Annotated in this window: 16 protein-coding genes and 1 tRNA gene; 9 read left to right on the top strand and 8 right to left on the bottom strand. The window is 73.1% G+C overall.

The window, feature by feature from the left end:
• Nucleotides 1–107: 107 nt before the first annotated feature.
• From D7223_RS22700 to argS, 3 genes are read right to left on the bottom strand one after another with little or no spacing between them, the layout of a single operon-like run.
• On the bottom strand, nt 108–1,421 hold the full coding sequence (locus tag D7223_RS22700; protein ID WP_186832448.1) for a homoserine dehydrogenase: 1,314 nt from the start codon (nt 1,419–1,421) through the stop codon (nt 108–110).
• A gap of 8 nt (nt 1,422–1,429) precedes the next feature.
• A complete protein-coding gene (gene lysA, locus D7223_RS22695) occupies nt 1,430–2,815 on the bottom strand; it encodes a diaminopimelate decarboxylase (RefSeq protein WP_120730455.1) in 1,386 nt (461 codons plus the stop codon).
• The gene (gene argS / locus D7223_RS22690; RefSeq protein WP_120730454.1) at nt 2,815–4,479 is read right to left on the bottom strand and encodes an arginine--tRNA ligase; all 1,665 of its coding nucleotides are present in this window, start codon (nt 4,477–4,479) and stop codon (nt 2,815–2,817) included. Before argS ends, lysA begins: the two co-directional genes overlap by 1 nt.
• A gap of 100 nt (nt 4,480–4,579) precedes the next feature.
• Here argS and D7223_RS22680 point away from each other — a divergent pair, with 100 nt between their 5' ends.
• From D7223_RS22680 to D7223_RS22665, 4 genes are all read left to right on the top strand, one after another.
• A complete protein-coding gene (locus D7223_RS22680; RefSeq protein WP_120730452.1) occupies nt 4,580–5,383 on the top strand; it encodes a DUF3105 domain-containing protein in 804 nt (267 codons plus the stop codon).
• Between the two features lie 9 nt (nt 5,384–5,392).
• Entirely contained in the window at nt 5,393–6,061 is a 669-nt protein-coding gene (locus D7223_RS22675; RefSeq protein WP_120730451.1) for a DUF305 domain-containing protein, read from the top strand.
• A gap of 751 nt (nt 6,062–6,812) precedes the next feature.
• On the top strand, nt 6,813–7,508 hold the full coding sequence (locus tag D7223_RS22670; RefSeq protein ID WP_120730450.1) for a winged helix-turn-helix domain-containing protein: 696 nt from the start codon (nt 6,813–6,815) through the stop codon (nt 7,506–7,508).
• Between the two features lie 118 nt (nt 7,509–7,626).
• Nucleotides 7,627–7,701, top strand: a tRNA-Arg gene (locus D7223_RS22665).
• 62 nt (nt 7,702–7,763) lie between these two features.
• Here the strand turns inward: D7223_RS22665 and D7223_RS22660 are convergent.
• The gene (locus D7223_RS22660) at nt 7,764–8,933 is read right to left on the bottom strand and encodes a magnesium and cobalt transport protein CorA (protein WP_147252691.1); all 1,170 of its coding nucleotides are present in this window, start codon (nt 8,931–8,933) and stop codon (nt 7,764–7,766) included.
• A gap of 49 nt (nt 8,934–8,982) precedes the next feature.
• Nucleotides 8,983–9,942, bottom strand: a complete 960-nt coding sequence (gene ligD, locus D7223_RS22655; protein WP_120730644.1) for a non-homologous end-joining DNA ligase — start codon at nt 9,940–9,942, stop codon at nt 8,983–8,985.
• Nucleotides 9,943–10,059: 117 nt separating this feature from the next.
• Here ligD and D7223_RS22650 point away from each other — a divergent pair, with 117 nt between their 5' ends.
• A complete protein-coding gene (locus D7223_RS22650; RefSeq protein WP_120730448.1) occupies nt 10,060–10,494 on the top strand; it encodes a winged helix-turn-helix transcriptional regulator in 435 nt (144 codons plus the stop codon).
• Between the two features lie 6 nt (nt 10,495–10,500).
• Here D7223_RS22650 and D7223_RS22645 read toward each other — a convergent pair whose 3' ends face one another.
• Complete coding sequence (locus D7223_RS22645) at nt 10,501–11,700, bottom strand: FAD-dependent oxidoreductase (RefSeq protein WP_120730447.1); 1,200 nt, start codon at nt 11,698–11,700, stop codon at nt 10,501–10,503.
• A 57-nt stretch (nt 11,701–11,757) separates the two neighbouring features.
• On the opposite strand from D7223_RS22645, the gene D7223_RS22640 reads away from it, so the two are divergent.
• From D7223_RS22640 to D7223_RS22630, 3 genes are all read left to right on the top strand, one after another.
• Nucleotides 11,758–12,357 (top strand): PadR family transcriptional regulator, encoded by a 600-nt coding sequence (locus tag D7223_RS22640; RefSeq protein WP_202864685.1) that lies wholly within the window; start codon nt 11,758–11,760, stop codon nt 12,355–12,357.
• A 104-nt stretch (nt 12,358–12,461) separates the two neighbouring features.
• On the top strand, nt 12,462–13,064 hold the full coding sequence (locus tag D7223_RS22635) for a TetR/AcrR family transcriptional regulator (RefSeq protein WP_120730446.1): 603 nt from the start codon (nt 12,462–12,464) through the stop codon (nt 13,062–13,064).
• Between the two features lie 6 nt (nt 13,065–13,070).
• Nucleotides 13,071–15,365, top strand: coding sequence for an MMPL family transporter (locus D7223_RS22630; protein WP_120730445.1), 2,295 nt, complete (start codon nt 13,071–13,073; stop codon nt 15,363–15,365).
• An 82-nt stretch (nt 15,366–15,447) separates the two neighbouring features.
• Here D7223_RS22630 and D7223_RS22625 read toward each other — a convergent pair whose 3' ends face one another.
• Entirely contained in the window at nt 15,448–16,701 is a 1,254-nt protein-coding gene (locus D7223_RS22625) for an erythromycin esterase family protein (protein ID WP_120730444.1), read from the bottom strand.
• 81 nt (nt 16,702–16,782) lie between these two features.
• On the opposite strand from D7223_RS22625, the gene D7223_RS22620 reads away from it, so the two are divergent.
• Entirely contained in the window at nt 16,783–16,974 is a 192-nt protein-coding gene (locus tag D7223_RS22620; RefSeq protein ID WP_120730443.1) for a DUF2795 domain-containing protein, read from the top strand.
• 62 nt (nt 16,975–17,036) lie between these two features.
• Here the strand turns inward: D7223_RS22620 and erm are convergent, their stop codons facing one another.
• On the bottom strand, nt 17,037–17,831 hold the full coding sequence (gene erm / locus D7223_RS22615; RefSeq protein ID WP_120730442.1) for an ErmE/ErmH/ErmO/ErmR family 23S rRNA (adenine(2058)-N(6))-methyltransferase: 795 nt from the start codon (nt 17,829–17,831) through the stop codon (nt 17,037–17,039).
• Nucleotides 17,832–18,543 lie beyond the last annotated feature (712 nt).

The raw sequence follows: 18,543 nt of genomic DNA, 5'->3' as shown, positions 1-18,543 counted from the left end.
TCTCCTCGCTCCGTGCCCCGCTCCCCGGGGGCTCCCGTCCAGCGTGGTCCAGCCTTGCGCACCCATCCTCGTCGCACCCACGGTTAACCACCAGGCGAGACGCCGGGTCAGGCGCCGCCCTCGACCCGCAGGACGCTGGCCACCGACCGGACGATGTCCAGGCCCCGCAGCTCCCGGACGGTCGCGGCGAGCGCGGCGTCCGGGGCGACGTGGGTGACGATGACCAGGTCCGCGTCGTCGCCCCGGCCGGCCGGACCGCCGCCCGCCGGGCCCTGCCGGACGGTCGCGATGGACACGTCGTGCCGGGCGAACACGCCGGCCACCGCTTCCAGCACACCCGGCCGGTCGGCCACGTCGAGACTGATGTGGTAGCGGGTGAGGGCCTCCCCCATCGGCCGTACCGCCAGGTCCGCGTAGGCGGACTCGCTGGCCGCGCGGACCCCGGCGAGCCGGTTGCGGGACACCGCGACCACGTCGCCGAGCACCGCGCTGGCGGTGGGTGCGCCGCCCGCGCCCCGGCCGTAGAACATGAGCTGCCCGGCCGCGTCGGCCTCGACGAAGACCGCGTTGAACGCGTCGCCGACGCTCGCCAGGGGGTGGGTCAGAGGGATCATCGCCGGATGCACCCGGACGCCGACCGTCTCGCGGCCGGCCGCGTCGGCACCCCGGGCGGCGATGCAGAGCAGCTTGATGGTGCAGCCCATCGCCCGGGCGCTGGCCACGTCGGCGGCGGTGACCTCGGTGATGCCCTCGCGGTGCACGTCCGCCGCGGCCACCCGGGTGTGGAAGGCCAGCGAGGCGAGGATCGCGGCCTTCGCGGCGGCGTCGAAGCCCTCGACGTCGGCGGTCGGGTCGGCCTCCGCGTAACCCAGTTCGGTGGCCTCCTCCAGTGCCTCGGCGAAGCCGGCGCCGGTGGCGTCCATCGCGGAGAGGATGAAGTTGGTGGTGCCGTTGACGATGCCGGTGACCCGGGTGATCCGGTCGCCGTGCAGCGACTCACGCAGCGGACGCAGCAGCGGGATCGCGCCGGCCACGGACGCCTCGTAGTAGAGGTCACCGCCGCCCTCGGCCGCCGCGTCGTGCAGCGCCGCGCCGTCCTCGGCGAGCAGCGCCTTGTTGGCGGTGACCACGCTCTTGCCCGCGCGCAGCGCCTCCACCAGCCAGGTCCGGGCCGGTTCGATGCCGCCGACCACCTCGATCACCACGTCGACGTCGTCGCGCTTGATCAGGCCGAGCGGGTCGGTGGTGAACAGCGTCGGGTCGACCGGCAGGTCACCCCGGTCCCGGCCGATCCGGCGTACGGCGATGCCGGCGATCTCCAGCGGCGCGCCGATCCGGGCGGCCAGGTCGGCCGACTGCTCGTGCAGCAGCCGGACCACCTCCTGGCCGACCGTGCCGCAACCGAGCAGTGCCAAACGCACAGGTGACGTCATCCAACATCCAATGCGAGCAGGTCGTCTTCGGTCTCCCGCCGGACGATCAGTCGCGCTCGACCGTCCCGCACCGCGACCACCGGCGGCCGGGGCACGTGGTTGTAGTTGCTGGCCATGCTCCGGCAGTAGGCACCGGTGCCGGGTACCGCGAGAAGATCTCCGGGCTGCACGTCGGCGGGCAGGAATTCATCCTTCACCACGATGTCCCCGGACTCACAGTGCTTTCCCACCACGCGGGCGAGCATCGGCTCCGCGGTCGAGGCGCGGGAGGCGAGCGTCGCCGAGTACGACGCGTCGTACAGGGCGGTGCGGATGTTGTCGCTCATCCCCCCGTCGACACTGACGTACGTCCGGATGCCGTCGACGTCCTTGACCGTGCCCACCTCGTAGAGGGTGAAGACCGCCGGCCCGACGATGGCCCGACCGGGCTCGATGGACAGGTGCGGCACGGCCAGCCGCTCCGCCGCGCACTCCGAGTCCACGATCTTGCGCAACCGCTTGGCGAGGTCCTGCGGCGTGGCCGGGTCGTCCTGGGTCGTGTACGCGATGCCGAAGCCGCCGCCCAGGTCCAGCTCGGGCAGCTCCACCCCGCGGGCGTCACGGATCTGCGCCTGAAGGGCGAGCACCCGGCGAGCGGAGACCTCGAAGCCGTTGGCGTCGAAGATCTGCGAGCCGATGTGCGAGTGCAGGCCCCGCAGCTCCAGGACGTCCTCGTCGAGGATCTTGAAGGCGGCGGCCGCCGCCGCCCCGCCCGCCAGGGAGAACCCGAACTTCTGGTCCTCGTGGGCGGTGGCGATGAACTCGTGGGTGTGCGCCTCGACACCGACGGTCACCCGGACCAGCACCCTCGGCCGGACACCCCGCTCGCGGGCCAGCGCGGTGAGCCGGTCGATCTCGGTGAACGAGTCGACGATGATCCGGCCCACCCCGGCGTCCAGCGCCCGGGTCAGCTCGGACACCGACTTGTTGTTGCCGTGGAACCCGATCCGCTCCGGGGGCATGCCCGCCGACAGCGCGGTGGCCAGCTCACCCCCGGTGCAGACGTCGAGGTGCAGTCCCTCTTCGGCGATGATCCGGACCACCGCGCGGCAGAGGAACGCCTTGCCCGCGTAGTAGACGTCCTCGGTCGGGAAGGCGGCCCGGAAGTCCCGGCAGCGCGACCGCAGGTCGTCCTCGTCCAGGACGTACACCGCCGTCCCGTACTCGGCCGCGACGTCGTGGACCGAGAGGCCCGCGACGGCGAGCGCGCCGTCCGTCGCGCGCACCACGTTGCGCGGCCACAGGTCCGGCACCAGGGCGTTGACGTCGGCCGGCGGACGCAGCCAGGCCGGCCCGCGGCTGCCGATGTCACCGTGCAGGGCGCCGGCCTCGTGCGCCCGCATTACATCCGCTCCGGGGCGGTGACGCCGAGCAGCCGCAGGCCGTTGGCGATCACCGTGCGGGTGGCGTCGTTCAGCCAGAGCCGGGCCCGGTGCAGGTCGGTGATCTCCTCCTCGCCGCGCGGCAGGATCCGGCAGTGGTCGTAGAACCGGTGGTACGCCCCGGCCAGCTCCTCCAGGTAGCGCGCGACCCGGTGCGGCGCGCGCAGCTCGGCGGCGGTGGCCACCACGGCGGGGAACTGGGCGAGCGCCTTGAGCAGCTCGTTCTCCTTCTCGTGGCCGAGCAGCTCGGGGTGGAACGACGCGGCGTCGCCCCGGGTCAGGCCGACCTCGGCGGCGTTCCGGCCGACGCTGGCCGTCCGGGCGGCGACGTACTGCACGTAGAAGACCGGGTTGTCGTTGCCGGCCTTGGTCCACAGCTCCACGTCGAGGTCGATCGGGGAGTCCGACGAGTAGCGGGCCAGCGCGTACCGGGCGGCGTCCACCCCGATCGCCTCGACCAGGTCCTCCAGGGTGACCACCGTGCCGGCCCGCTTGCTCATCCGCACCGGGGCGCCGTCGCGGACCAGGTTGACCAGCTGGCCGATGAGGATCTCCAGGTGGTGCTCCGGGTCGTCGCCGAAGCACGCGGACATCGCCTTCATCCGGCCGATGTAGCCGTGGTGGTCGGCACCCAGCATGATCACGACCCGGTCGAAGCCGCGCTCCCGCTTGTCCAGGTAGTACGCGCAGTCGGCGGCGAAGTAGGTCCACTCGCCGTTGGACTTGCGCAGCACCCGGTCCTTGTCGTCGCCGAAGTCCGTCGTGCGCAGCCAGGTCGCGCCGTCGTGCTCGAAGGTGTGGCCCTGCTCCCGCAGCCGGGTCAGGGCGTGCTCCAGCTCGCCGGAGTCGTGCAGGTCCTTCTCGTTGAAGTAGGTGTCGAACTCCACCCCGAAGTCCCGCAGCGACGACTTGATCTCGGCGAACATCAGCTGGACGCCCTCGACCCGGAACACCTCCTGGGCGGCGGCGTCGTCGAGGCTCAGCACGTCCGGCCGGAGCGCCTGGACCTGCGTGGCGATCTCGGTGAGGTAAGCGCCGGCGTACCCGTCCTCGGGGGCCGGCTCGCCCTTCGCGGCGGCCAGCAGCGAGCGGGCGAACCGGTCGATCTGGGACCCGGCGTCGTTGAAGTAGTATTCCGTGCCGACCTCGGCGCCGGTGGCCCGCAGCAGCCGGGACAGCGCGTCGCCGACGGCCGCCCAGCGGACACCGCCGATGTGCACCGGGCCGGTCGGGTTGGCCGACACGAACTCCAGGTTGATCTTCTGGCCGGCGAGCCGGTCGCTGGTGCCGTAGTCCGCGCCGGCCTCCACGATCACGCGGGCCAGCTGGCCTGCGGCGGCGGCGTCGAGCCGGATGTTGAGGAAGCCCGGACCGGCGATCTCCACCGACTTGATCCCGGGGGCCCGACCGAGCTGCTCGGCGAGGGCGGCGGCCAGCTCGCGCGGCGGGACACCCACCTTCTTGCTGAGCTGGAGCGCCAGCGTCGAGGCGTAGTCACCGTGCTCGGGGTTTCGGGGTCGCTCCACCACCGTCCGCTCCGGCAGGGCGGCACGGTCCAGGCCCCGCTCGGTGAAGACGGCGTGGGCTGCGGTGAGGACGACCTCGGCGAGTTCTGCGGGAGTCACCGATCCATGTTATCGGGGGTAGACTCGGCCACTGCGGCGGCGACCCAGCATGTGAACCCGACCCGCCAGATCCCCTGACCGACCGACCTGACGAGGGACGATGAGCATCAGCACCCCGGGCGGCCCCGAGCGCCGCCCGACCGTGGTCAGCACCGGCAAGAAGCCGGCCGCGGGCCGGCCCTCCGCCGGCGCCAAGGCCGCTTCCGGCAAGCCGGCGGGCGCCGGGCGCTCCGGCGGCGGCAAGGGCCCCCGCAAGCCGGTCACCCCGGTCAAGGTCAGCCAGGGCCGCAGCTGGGGTCCGATCGCGCTGTTCACCGCCGTCGGTGTGCTCGCCGTGGCGATCATCGGCTACGGCGCGTGGGCCACCTTCCAGGGCTCGAAGCCGTGGGAGGACCGGGCGAACTCGATCGACGGCATCGTCAACTACCGCGAGAAGGACCCGGAGCTGGTCAAGGGCGGGAAGCACCAGCAGGGGGCGATCACCTACTCGGTGCTCCCGCCGGTCGCCGGCCCGCACAACGACGCCTGGCAGAACTGCATGGGTGACGTCTACACCGCCCCGATCGCCAGCGAGCACGCGGTGCACAGCCTGGAGCACGGCGCGGTCTGGATCACCTACCGTCCGGACCTGCCCGCCGACCAGGTCGAGAAGCTGGCCGCCAAGGTGCGCGGCAACGAGAAGCTGATGCTCAGCCCGTACGAGGGTCTGGACAAGGCGATCTCGCTCCAGGCGTGGGGCTACCAGCTCAAGGTCGACAACGCCGACGACAGCCGGATCGACGACTTCATCAAGACGCTGAAGGTGAACGCCTCGGTCGAGGGCCCGACCGCGCTCTGCAACCAGGGCGTGACCGCCACCGGCACCACCCCGCGCACCCCGCAGCAACTCGGCGCCCAGCAGTAAGGACGAGCGATGACCGCACCCGCGACCCTGGACGGCTCGCCGGACGAGACCCCGGTCACCGAGCACGGTGACCGGAGGTCCGCCCGCCGGTTCGGCACCGTCGTGGTGGCGGCCGCCGTCGTGGTCGGCCTCCTGCTGGGGTACGCGGGCGGTCTCCTCACCCCGCGCCTGACCCGGCCGGGGGACGCCTCCGTGGAGGCCGGCTTCGCCCGGGACATGACCACCCACCACGCGCAGGCGGTGGAGATGGGGCTGATCGCCTTCCAACGCGGCACGGACCAGGAGGTCCGCAGCATCGGCGGCGACATCGCCCTGTCCCAGCAGGGTGACATCGGCGCGATGCAGACCTGGCTGCGGTCCTGGGGGCTGGACCCGACCGGCTCGCAGCCCCGGATGGCGTGGATGCCCGACGGCACCGACATGGTCAGGAACGGCCTGATGCCGGGCATGGCCACCCCGGAGCAGATGGCGCAGTTGCGCGCCGCCCAGGGCAAGGAGCTGGACGTGCTCTTCCTGGACCTGATGATCGACCACCACATCGGCGGCGTCCACATGGCCGACGCCCTGCTCGACGCCAGCGACGAGCCGGACGTGGTGCGCGCCGCGCAGACCATGAAGAACACCCAGCAGACCGAGCTGGTCAACCTGCGGAACGCCCTGGATCGCATCAAGGGCTGACCGCTCCGGTCCGGCATCACCGCCGGGAGGCCCGTACCGTTCGCGGTGCGGGCCTCCCGTCTGCCGGGCCCCTCCCTCTCCCCGCGACCGGCCCCGTATCCGCCGCGATCGCACCCGTCGGCCGACCGCCGGCCGCCGGCCGGCCGACGGGGCGACACTGCCCACCCGCCGGCCGACGGGCGACACTGTCCCGTCGGGCGCTTTCGAGCTGATGTCGTCGATGGATCAGCCCTGCGCCGGTGTTCGGAGGCCGCTCCACCGGGCCCGGCGCCAGCGGGCCAAACCCGGAGCCGCACGAGCCGCACCTCTCAGCCGCACGAGCCGGACCCGAGCGGCATCCAGGCCGGAGCGGCATCCGGGCCAGGCACGGCCATCGCCGTAGCGCCACCGAACCGGACGCCGCCATCGCCGTAACGGCACCGAGCCAGGCACGGCCATCGCCGTAGCGGCACCGAACCGGACGCCGCCATCGCCGTAACGGCACCGAGCCCGGCACGGCCATCGCCGAGCGGGCCGGGTCGGACTGCGCCCAGCGCAGCCGCGGCGCGGAGCAGCACGATGTCGTGAATGACTCAGCTCGACAGCGCCCTGGACGCATCCACCGGTCCACGCCGTCGACCGGCCAACCGATGACCGTTTTGGGCTTTTAGCACTTTTAGCGCGCAGTGGGCTCTTGGACCGATTGCGACTCTAAGAGAGTTTTCTCCATAGATATCGTGACCAGTTGCGATTCGGGCTCGTTGCGCAGGACGTGGGGGTTGCACTGAGAGACGCACGGCGTTCGGTCACCAGCTGGTGCCGGCGCCACACCATCGGCGGTGACGGAGCGGTGGCGACCGTCCGTCGCGGACAGCGGCAGGGCGAGCCGGGATTGCTCAGCCGCGAACAGGAACTGGAACTCATCGACATCCTCCGAGGCACCTACCCGGACGCGTTCGGGCTGGACGAGGAGCTGTGGACGCGGCAGAGCCTGCACACCCTCATCCAGCGCCGCTTCGAACTGCCGCTGGAGGCGGGCGCGGTCGGGGCGTACCTGCGGGCCTGGGGGTTGGGCCCGCGGGAACCGCGGGAGCGGGCCTGCGGGCTGTGCGTCGGCGCGGTGGAGCGCTGGGTACGCCTGGAGTACCCGGCGATCACCCGGGCCGCCCAGGAACACCTGGCGGAGGTCTACTGGATCGGGCGGATCCGGCTGCGCGGCACGATGCCGGCGGCGGACGTCATCTCCGCCGTCTCGTCCCGCGGGCGGGTCCGTTTCATGATCACCACTCCGTCGGTCGACCCGCCGCTGCCCCGGGACTTCGTGCTCCGGCTCAGCGGCGCGGAGCAGCGCACGGTGCACCTGATCGTGGACGGCTCATGGCCCCGCAACGAGTGGCCCCGGCGCCTTCCCCGGCGGATCGTGCTGCACCCGCTGCCGAGCTGCGGGCGCACGGTCGTCGCGGCCTGACCGGTGCGGCTGCCGAGCCGCGCTGTCGGCCACTGGACGGTGCGGCGACACGGTGGCGGGCCCCGGATACCGATTCGGCGTTCGGCGACCGGGTTTGCTAGTCTTCTCCCGTCGCTGAGCCCCCGTAGCTCAGGGGATAGAGCACCGCCCTCCGGAGGCGGGGGCGCAGGTTCGAATCCTGCCGGGGGCACCAGAGATCATCGAACAGCCCGGACCTCACGGTCCGGGCTTCTTCGTCTCCCGGACGCCTCGCCCTCACCAGTCCGGCCGGACGACGTCCCGGATCAGGTCGACCACGTGAGGCGCGAGCCTGCCGCGCAGGTCGGCCGCCTGCCGGGCCGGCAGCCTGCCCAGGATCTCCGGCACGGCGGGCCAGGCGTACTCCAACGCCGCCCCGGCCCGGGACGGCTCCAGCCGGCGGACGAACGCCGCCGCCTCCCCCGGCCACAACGCCCGCAGGTACCGACCGGCCACCGTCGGCTTCATCGCGGCGAGGCAGCGCAGTGCCACCTCCCGGTCCATCTCCCGCAGGACCCAGTACCCCTCGCCGGGGATGCGGGACGCCGCCGCTTCCGCCGGCATCGCCGTCAACAACGCCACCGCCAGCGGCCGGTCCATGATCTTGAGAAGCTTCGCGGCCATCCGGGCGTCCATCAGCGCCACCGCCTCGGTCGCCGACAGACCGAGAACGGTGACGATCCGCATCGCGGGCCCCGCGTGCAGCCCCTCCAGGACCCGCGCCAGCTCGGCCGGGGGCAGGCCGCCGAGCAGGGCCGCCACCTCGGTGGCCGGCATCGCCGCCAGTTCCCGCGCCGGCCGGGGTGCGGTCACCGGCCGGGCAACGTCGCGCCACCACCGCCGCCAGCTCCGGCTGCCGGTCGCCTCGGAAGGACTGTCGAGCAGCCAGAGCACGAAGCGGGCGCGCAGCTCCGTCCGGTCGTCCCCCGCCCCGGCGGCGTCCCGCGCGACGTGTCGTAGGCGGTCCCGCAACCGGGGGCCGTCGAGCGCCCGGGCGAGGTGCCAGTACCACCGGTCCTGACAGTGCTGCCGTCGCCGCACGGCGGTGACCAGCCGCTCGGTCAGGGCCGGGCCGGCCGCCGTGGCGTGGTAGCGGGCCAGGTGATCCAGCAGCGCCTCCTTCGTCGACCAGGGCGACCAGAGCCAACCGGCCCGCCGCCACTCGTCGGGGTGGCGGTTCTCCCAGTCCAGAAACAGCAGCGCGTACGGGAGCAGCCGGGTCGCCGCCGGCTCCGCCGCCCGGGAGGCGATCAGGAAGTCGTTCACCAGGTCGGTCAGGGTGCCGTTGCGCTCGTCCCACGAGTGCGACCGGAGAAGGGCTCGGTGCCGGGTGACGGCCGCCGCCCGTACGCCGGGGTCGTCGTCGACCAACCCCCACACCCAGTCGTACCCAAGAGGTTCCGTCACGCCGGACATGATCGGCCTCCCGGCCGGTCGGGGCAAACCGGTGCGTACCTCAGCCGGCGGCGCGGCGGGCGCGGGCCCGGCGCTTGCCCTCGTGCATCGCCTGCACCCGGGCGACCGGGATGGTGTGCCCCTCGGCCACCAGGTCGGTGGGGAGCGACTGCGGCGCGGGCATCGTGGCGGCCCACGGGTCCCGCTCCGCGACCAGCGCCGGGGCGGTCCGGAGGGTGAAGTCGGCCGGTGTCACCGACTCCAGGTCCGCCCAGTCCACCGGGAACGACACCGGCACCCCCGGTCGCAACCGTGGGCTGTACGCGGCCACCACGGTCGCGCCGCCGGCCCGGGTCGAGTCGACGAACACCTTCCCGGCCCGGTCCTCACGGATGAAGGCGGTGGTGGCGAGCGCCGGATCCAGCCGCTCGGCGTGGGCGGCCAGGGCCCGGGTCGCGGCAGCCATGTCGTCGGCGGCGGCGCCCTCGGCGACCGGGACGAACACGTGCACGCCCTTCGCCCCGCTGGTCTTCACCGCGCCGGCCAGCCCGGCGTCGGCCAACGCCTGCCGAACCAGCAGGGCGGCGGCGACCGCGGTGCCGAACGCCGCGCCCTCCGGCGGGTCCAGGTCCAGCACGAGGTGGGTGGGTCGGTGCGGGGCGTCCGCCGTGGCCAGCGTCGGGTGGTACTCCACCGCCCGCTGGTTGGCGAACCACAGCAGCGTGCGTCGGTCGTCGCAGAGGGCGTACGCGATCTCCCGGTGCGACGCCTCCGCCCACACCGTGGTGCGGCGGACCCAGTCCGGGGTGTACCTGGGCAGATTCTTCTGCATGAACGGGGGCTGGCCGGGACGCACCCGGACCACCGAGAGCGGCCGCCCGGCCAGCGCGGGCAGGATCCGTTCACCGACCGCGTCGAGGTAGTCGACCAGGTCCCGCTTGGTCGCCCCCGATCCGTCGAACAGCGGCTGATCCAGATTGGTCAGCGCGACCCCGTCCCGCTCCTCGCCCGCCCCGCTCATCCGCCCACCCTCCCCGTCCGCGATCCCCCGGTCAACCAGCGCCGCGCCGGGCCGGTCCGACGGGACCACCGGCGAAACGGTCTGTGACCATTGGCCGAGGCGTAAGGAGGCACTTTGATGTCCCAGGGGAACAGCGATGTGCCCGTGACGGGCGAAGATCGGTCCGACTGCCCGACCGGCGACGGCCCGTTCACGCCCGGACTGGCCCGCGCCTGCACGGTCCGCGAGGTGCTGGACCGGGTGGGCGGCAAGTGGAGCATCGGCATCCTGGTGGCCGCCTCCCAGGGGCCGGTGCGGTTCACCGAGTTGGAGCGGTGCGTCGAGGGGATCAGCCGGCGGATGCTCACCCTGACCCTGCGCAACCTGGAACGGGACGGCCTGCTGCGGCGCAAGGTGTACCCGACGGTGCCGCCGAAGGTCGAGTACACCGCCACGCCGATCGCCCTGGAACTGTACGAGTCGCTGGTCGCACTCACCGGCTGGGCGGAGCGGCACCGCGGCGCGATCGCCGCCGCCCGCGCCGCCTACGACCGCGAGCACGACCAGCGGTGAGCCCGGCTACGCCGTGATCCTGGCGTCCCAGTCGATGTGGTGGTCGTAGAGCCAGGCGAACGACTTCCCGTCGTCCCTGGCCGCCCACCGGCCGAACAGCGGCATGGTGACGTCCCACAGCACCCGACCGACCGGGCCGGCCACCTTCGTGTTGCTGGTCCGCCTGCCCTGCGCGACCACCCGTTCCACCCGGTCGCGGCGCAGCCGCTCGTACGCGCCGAACGCCTCGGTCGGGTCGGGCAGGTCGCGCAGGCAGCGGGCCAGTTGCACGGCGTCCTCGAAGGCCATCGCGGCGCCCTGCCCCGAGGAGGGTGCGGCGGTGTGCGCGGCGTCCCCGATGATCACCATCCGGTGCCGCTGCCAGCGCGGCACCGACGGCAGGTCGTACGTCGGCCAGCCGTACTCCATCCGATCGGTGGCGTCGATGATCTGTGCTGCCGGCCCGGCGTCGTCGGCGACCAGCCCGCGCAGGCGCGCGCGGAACTCCCCGGCGTCGAGGGTGGCGATCTCGGCGGGGGTCAGCTCGGTTCGTTGGGGCAGGTTGGCGAACCACCAGACCTCGTCGCCGCCGACCGGGATCCAGCAGAAGAAGCAACGCCTGCCGAAGACCATATGCATCAGGCCGGTCTCGCCGCCCAGCCCCGGCACCCGGGCGAAGCCGCCGGCGTTGAGCAACGGCACGTACCGGGGCACGGGCGCCGCCGGATCGATCACCTGACGGGTCCGCGACCGCAGGCCGTCGGCACCGATCAGCAGGTCACCCTCGGCGTCGCGGCCGTCGGCGAAGCGGGCACGCACGCCGGTGGCGGTCGGCTCGGCGTCCACCATCCGGGCCCCGTGCACGATCGGTACGCCCCGGCGGAGCGCCTCGTCGCGCAGCGCCCGGTAGAGGTCGGAGCGCCGGACCGTGGTGCTGCCCGACCCCCGGGTGCGGACGCCGGCGGTGCCGAACTCGGCCAGCCGCCGCCCCCGGTGGTTGTGCAGCGCCATCCGGGGTGTCCGGTGGCCGAGGCCGGCGACCAGGCCGTCCAGCCCGATCGCGCGCAGCGCGTCCACCCCGTTGACGGACAGGGTGAGGAACGCGCCCACACCCACCGCGTCCCGCGCGTACGCCTCGTGTACGACCGCCTCGATGCCGGCCCGCTGGAGCGCCATGGCGGCGACCGGGCCGGCGATGCCACCACCGATGATGAGAGCCTTAGTCATAAAGTGACTATACATAGAATGACTATGGTGAACCACCCCGTCGCCTAGGGTGAGGAGATGACCGCACGGGCCCAGCGCCGCTCGCCGCTGGCGATGATGGTGCTCGCGTTGCTGGTCGAGGAGCCGATGCACGCGTACCGGATGCAGCAGGTGATCCGGGAGCGGGACAAGCTGGACGTGGTCAACGTCGCGCAGCGCAACAGCATCTACCAGACCGTGGAGCGGCTGCGGCGGGAGGAACTGGTCCGGGTCAGCCACACCGCCCGGGACGAACGCCGCCCGGAACGCACCGTGTACGAGCTGACGCCGGAGGGCCGCCGCGCGCTGGACGCCTGGCTCGCCGACGCGCTGGCCGCGCCCGCCCGGGAGTTCCCGGAGTTCCCGGCGGCGCTCTCCTTCCTGCCGATCCTGCCGCCGGCCGAAGCGGCCCAGCAGCTCGACCGGCGGGCCGAGCTGCTGGCCGCCCGGCTGCGCGAGCGGGAGGCGGTCCTCGCGGCGATCGACCTGCCCCGGCTGTTCCTGGTCGAGGACGAGTACCGGCTGGCCATGATGCGCGCCGAGCTGGCGTGGGTACGCGGCCTCGTGGCCGACCTGCGGGCGGGCACGCTGACCTGGCACGGTCCCTGGCTGGACGACTGGACCGGCACCCCGGACTGATCGAAACCCACCCATTCTGTGGGGAAGACCACGCCCAGAGTCTGACCGATCGGTCAGCTACTGACCGATCGGTCAGGCATGCTGGTGCGGGGAGGTGGCCGGCGATGGCACGGGCGGTACCGGAGACACACGACGAGATCCTGACGGCGGCGACGCGACGCTTCGCGGCGACCGGCTACCGAGGCACGTCGTTGCAGGACATCGCCCGCGAGGTGGGCTGTTCCAAGGCCGCCGTGCTCTACCACTTCGCCAACAAGGAGGCCATCCTCACCGAGCTGATGGCCCCGGCGATCGCCGTGCTCCAGTCCCTCGACGAGCGGATCGCCCTCGCCACCGACCCGGCCGACGCCCAGCGGGTCGCCGCCGAGGGTTTCGTCAACCTGGCCGTACGGTTCCGGCGCGAGATCGCGGTGCTCCGCGGCGACTTCCCGGAGCTGCTCGCGCAACCCGCCTTCGCGCACATCCAGCGGATCTCCGAGCGGCTGGTCGACGCGCTCGCCGGACACCCCGAACGCCCGTCGGCCCGGATCGCCGCGCTGGTGCTGCTGGCCGGCATCTCCGAGGCGTGCGGCGAGTTCCTCGACCTCGGTGAAGAGGTGCTCCGCCCGGCACTGCTGGCCCTCGTCACGCGCGGGCTGGAGCCCGTCGACCGACCCGCACCACCCCACTCCTCGACGCCCGTCCCACCCATCCACACGGAGGACTAGGAACTCATGGCGACCCTGCTCTACCGGCTCGGCCGGGGCTCGTTGCGCCGACGGCGACTCGTCGCGGTGATCTGGCTCGTCGTACTCGTCGGGCTCGGTCTGGCCGCCGCGACGCTGCGCGGCCCGACGGCGAGCAACTTCACCATGCCCGGCACCGAGTCGCAGCGCGCCCAGGACCTGCTCGCCGAGCAGTTCCCGGCGGCCAGCGGCGCGACCGGCACCATCGCGGTCAAGGCACCCGAGGCCGGTCAGCTCGGTACCCCGGCCGGTCAGGCGGTGGTGCAGGAGCTGACCCGGGAGGCGGCGACGTTGCCCGGCGTGGTCGGCGCCGTCGACCCGCTGCAGGCCCGCGCGGTCACCCCGGACGGCCGGTACGCGCTGGTCCAGGTCCAGTTCGCCACCGGCGCCGACGAGGTGACCGACGAGCAGCGCGAGGCGTACGAGAAGGTCGGCGCGGCGGCCGAGGCGCAGGGTTGGCAGGTCGCCCCCGGCGGTGAGGTGCTGAACGGCGAGCCGGAGGTCGGGTCGACCGAGGCGATCGGCGTCGCGGTGGCCCTGATCGTCCTGGTGGTCACGTTCGGCTCGCTGGTCGCGGCCGGGATGACCATGCTGAACGCGCTGATCGGCGTCGGCGTCGGCATGGCCGGGTTGTTCGCGCTGAGCAGCGTGGTCGAGCTGACCAGCACCGCGCCGATCCTCGCCCTGATGCTCGGGCTGGCGGTCGGCATCGACTACTCGCTCTTCATCACCTCGCGCTACCGGCAGAACCTCCTGGAGGGCCTGCCGGCGGACGAGGCGGTCGGGCGGGCGGTCGGCACCGCCGGCTCGGCGGTGGTCTTCGCCGGCGCCACCGTGGTCATCGCGCTCGCCGGGCTGGCCGTGGTCGACATCCCGTTCCTCACCGTGATGGGTCTGGCCGCCGCCGGCACGGTCACCGTGGCCGTGCTGGTCGCGATCACCCTGCAACCGGCCCTGCTCGGCTTCGCCGGTGCCCGGGTGCTGCCCCGCAAGCTGCGTACCGCCGTCCCCGCCGACCAGCTGGCCACCGGCGCCGCCGACCGGGCGGACGCCGGCACCGACGGCGGGCCGACCACCGGCACCGCCGACGGGTCCGACACCACCGGCGGGACCGACGCGCCGGCCCCGGTCGCCGGTGCCGCGCGGGCCGAGGACCGCTCCGGGTTCGGGTTCCGCTGGGCCCGCCTGGTCACCCGCTTCCGGGTGCCGGTCATCCTGGTCGGGCTGCTCGGTCTCGGCCTGCTCGCGCTGCCCACCCCGGACATGCGGCTGGCCCTGCCGGACGCCGGCACCGCACCGGTCGGGTCGCCCGCCCGGGAGTCCAACGACCTGATCAGCGAGGGCTTCGGGCCGGGCTTCACCGGCCGGCTCGCGGTGGTCGTCGCCGGCGACACCCCGCAGGCCACCGCCGACGCGGTACCGCAGGTGACCGCGCAGATCCAGCGCACCGAGAACGTCCTCGCGGTGACCCCGCCGCAGCTCAGCCCGGACGGGAAGACCGCGCTGCTCGCCGTGGTGCCGGAGACCGGCCCGACCGACGCGGCGACCGAGACGCTGGTCAACGACGTCCGCGCCGCGGTCGGCGGGATCCAGGGCGCCGACGTGCTGCTCACCGGCGTCACCGCCATCGGCATCGACGTCTCCGAGAAGCTGTCCGACGCGCTGCCGGTCTACCTGCTGCTGGTGGTCGGCCTGTCGGTGCTGCTGCTGATGCTGGTCTTCCGCTCGCTGCTGGTGCCGGTGAAGGCCGCGGTGGGCTTCCTGCTCACCGTCGCCGCGACCTTCGGCATCACGGTGGCCGTGTTCCAGCAGGGTCACCTGGCCGACCTGGTCGGCCTGGACACCCCGGGGCCGCTGATCAGCTTCCTGCCGATCCTGCTGATCGGCATCCTGTTCGGCCTCGCCATGGACTACGAGGTCTTCCTGGTCTCCCGGATGCGGGAGGACTTCGTGCACGGCGACACCGCGCAGCAAGCCACCATCAACGGCATGGGGCACGGCGCCCGGGTGGTCACCGCCGCCGCGCTGATCATGATCTCGGTCTTCGGCGGCTTCGTCTTCCTGGACGACCCGGTGATCAAGTCGATGGGCTTCGCGCTCGCCGTGGGTGTCGCCATCGACGCCTTCGTGGTCCGGATGACCATCGTGCCGGCGGTGATGTCGCTGCTCGGCAGGGCCGCGTGGTGGCTGCCGAGCTGGCTGCAGCGGGCACTGCCCAACGTCGACATCGAGGGTGAGGGCCTGCGCGCCCACCTCGACGAGAAGACCCCCGCCCGCGTGTAGCGGGCAGTAAGGAAGGGCCCCCGGTTAACGCCTGGCGTGGTACCGGGGGCCCTTCTTAACACCCCACGAGCACGACCGCGGCTCAGACACCGGCCGGGTACGTCTCCATCTCCCCCGGCATCGCCAGCGCGGGCAGCGGGTGCAGCGCGGTCGCCTCGTCGCACCAGATGAAGGCGTCGTACCGCTGCCCCAGCCGGGTCGGCACGTAGTTTCCCCAGGACTCGAAGGACGGGTCGTACACCACCCCGATCGCCCGGTGGTCCAGGCTGTCGGTGACCCAGCCCGGCTGGTCGCCGCCGAAGACCAGCACCGCCCGCTCCGGCATCAGCTCGTGCAACCGGCGCTCCACCGACCCCTCCCGGGCCGGCGGCACGATCATCGCCTCGGCCGGCGAGCCCCAGCGGGGCGCGGCCACCACATTGCCCCGGTAGCTGCCGAAGCCGACCAGCACGACCCGGTCGTCGCCGTGCCGCTCCCGCGCCAACTGGCCGATGTTGAGCATGCCGTCGGCGGCCATGTCGGTCGCCCGGGCGTCCCCCACGTGGGTGTTGTGCGCCCAGACGATCCCCCGGGCATCCGGGCCGTACCGGTCCAGCAGCCGGTCCAGGGTGTCCGCCATGTGGATGTCGCGGACGTTCCACGACTCCGGGCCGCCGGCGACCATCGCCCGGTAGTACCGCTCCGCGCCGGCCACCACCTCCGCGTTCTGCCAGGCCGAGAAGGCGTCCGGGCCGTCCGCCACGGCGTGTTCCCGGGTACGCGCCAGCAGGCGTACCACCTCCTCCTCGCAGCGCGCCGACACGAACCGGCTCGCCATGCCGTACTCCTCGACCCGCTTGCCGTACGGCTCGAAGCACCGGTAGGCGTCCTGCGCGGCCTCCAGCGACGCCGGGTCCTCCTCGCCGAGGTAGTCGAAGATGGCCTGCATCGACTCCCACAGGCTGTAGACGTCCAAGCCGTGGAAACCGGCGCGGGCCGGCTCCGGCCGGTCCAGGTTCCACGCCCGCAGCCAGCGGCAGAACCGGGCCACCTCGGCGTTCGCCCACATCCAGGTGGGCCAGCGCTCGAAGCGTTCCAGCGCGGTCTGCGGCTCGGTGGCGCCGCCCGGGGCGGCGACGACCGACCGGTGCACCCGGTCGCAGTCGGGCCAGTCCCCCTCCACGGCGACGAACGAGAAACCGCACTCGGCGATCAGCCGGCGGGTGAGCTGCTCCCGCAGGCGGTAGTAGTCGTAGCTGCCGTGCGTCGCCTCGCCGATCATGACGATCCGGGCGTCCCGGACACGCTCCAGCAACGGGTCGAAGTCGCTCGGCGCGCCGAGCCGCTGAACCAGCATGCCGGGCGGCTACCCGGCGGTCCAGCGGGCAAACCGGCGCCCGGGCGGTGTACGGGCCGGCGCAGCGGGTAGCCGCCCGCCATGACCGTCAGCGGGGTGCAGTTGCAGGAGTACCTTGCCGGGCTCGACTACCCGATCTCCCGGGAGGACCTGGTGCGCTGGGGCCAGGAGAACGGGGCGCCCACCGAGGTGTTGCAGATGCTGCGGGCGCTCCCGCCCGAGCAGTTCGACGATCCGGCCGAGCTGACCGACGCGTTGAACACCCTCGCCTGACGGTGTTGAGCGGGGGCCCCTCCTCGACACCAGGCGTTAAGGAGGGGCCCTTCCTTGCCCGGTCAGCGGGCGTGCAGCAGCCGGAACAGCACCAGCCACTGCTCCGGCCAGACGTGGCCGACCGGCGTGGCCGCGTCGAGCCGGGCCGCGCGCAGGGCCGCGGCCACCCGGGCCCGCGGGTACCGCCGGCCCAGCGACGCCGCGAGCGACCCGCCGGCGCCGTCGAAGCCCCGCTCCACCATCCTCCGGTACGCGGGCAGCGCCGCCGGGGGCAGCAGGGCCTCCGGCCGCCGCTCGACGCGCAGGATGCCGGCGTCCACCCCGGGCACCGGGCGGAACGCGGTCCGGGGCACCCGGCCCACCAGCCGCCAACCGAACTCCGGCCAGGTCGACACGGTCAGCCGCGTCCACCGGCCGTAGTCGCCGCTGCGCCGGCGCGCGTACTCCGCCTGGGTGAGCAGGGTGGCCGCGCGCAGCCCCGGCGCCGCCAGGCACCAGCGCACCACGGCGGAGGTGAGCGACCACGGAATGTTGCCCACCACGTCGAACGGCTCCGCCGGCGGCACGGCCATCAGGAAGTCCGCCTGCCGGTGTGTCACGTTCGGGACCGCCGCGCAGACCCGGGCCAGCTCCGCCGCGGCGGCCGGATCCACCTCGTACGCGACCAGGTGTCGGCACCGGGCGGCCAGCGCCCGGGTGAGCTGACCCCGACCGGCGCCGACCTCCAGCAGGAGCGTGTCCGGATCGGGACGGGCCGCCCGGACCAACCGTGCGATCGCGGCCGGGTCAACGAGGAAGTTCTGGGACAGTACGCGACGGGACCGGTCGCGTTCGGTACGGGTACGGCGGGTTGCCACGGGGCGTCGTCCTGTCTGTCGCCGTACGGCGACGGAACGGACAGGCGGTTCCGGTGCCCCAGCCCGCGCCGGCCGCATGGCCGCGTCGCGGTCCCGAGGCGGCTCGGCGCAGTCGGGCCGCCCTCGGACGTGCGCAGCCCTACGCGTTCGATCGTCTGGAGCGGCGGGCACGGTGGATCAGAAGCCTGTCCGATTGATCGGGGACTCGGACGGCCCTGGGCGGTGACGCGGTGACGGTGCCGCGCGGACGGCGCGCCGCCTCGGAGCAGGTCATCCGGGCGGGGCGCCACGGCATCCGGTCAGGATGCCGCGCGGACGAGGATCAGTAGCGGGTCACGCCGGCCAGGGCCGGACGCCGGACTCGCGGGCGGGCCTGCAACAGCGGCCCGAGACAGGCCGGCGTGCCGACCGCCTCGATCAGTGCGTACGCGAACATGCCCGCGACCCTAGCTCCCCCACCCACCCCCACAAACCGATTTCCCCACCCACCCCACCCACCCCACCCACCTTTCGCGATCTTGCACTTCTGGTCGCCGTTTCGCGTGCTGTGTCCGAAAAGCGGCGACAGAAAGTGCAAGATCGCGTGTCCAGGGGCGGGGCGGGGCGTCGTGAAGCTGGGCGCGGTCTGGCGGGTCGGAGTAGGTCAGATCGGGTTAACTCCGGACGGCGATTTACGTTGTGACATTTCGAGCTTCGAACCTCGACTGGTTAT

Source organism: Micromonospora endolithica, from assembly GCF_003626595.1.
GTDB lineage: Bacteria > Actinomycetota > Actinomycetes > Mycobacteriales > Micromonosporaceae > Micromonospora > Micromonospora endolithica.
Note: the sequence above shows the minus strand (reverse complement) of the source record. Positions and strands in the feature narration are given on the sequence as shown.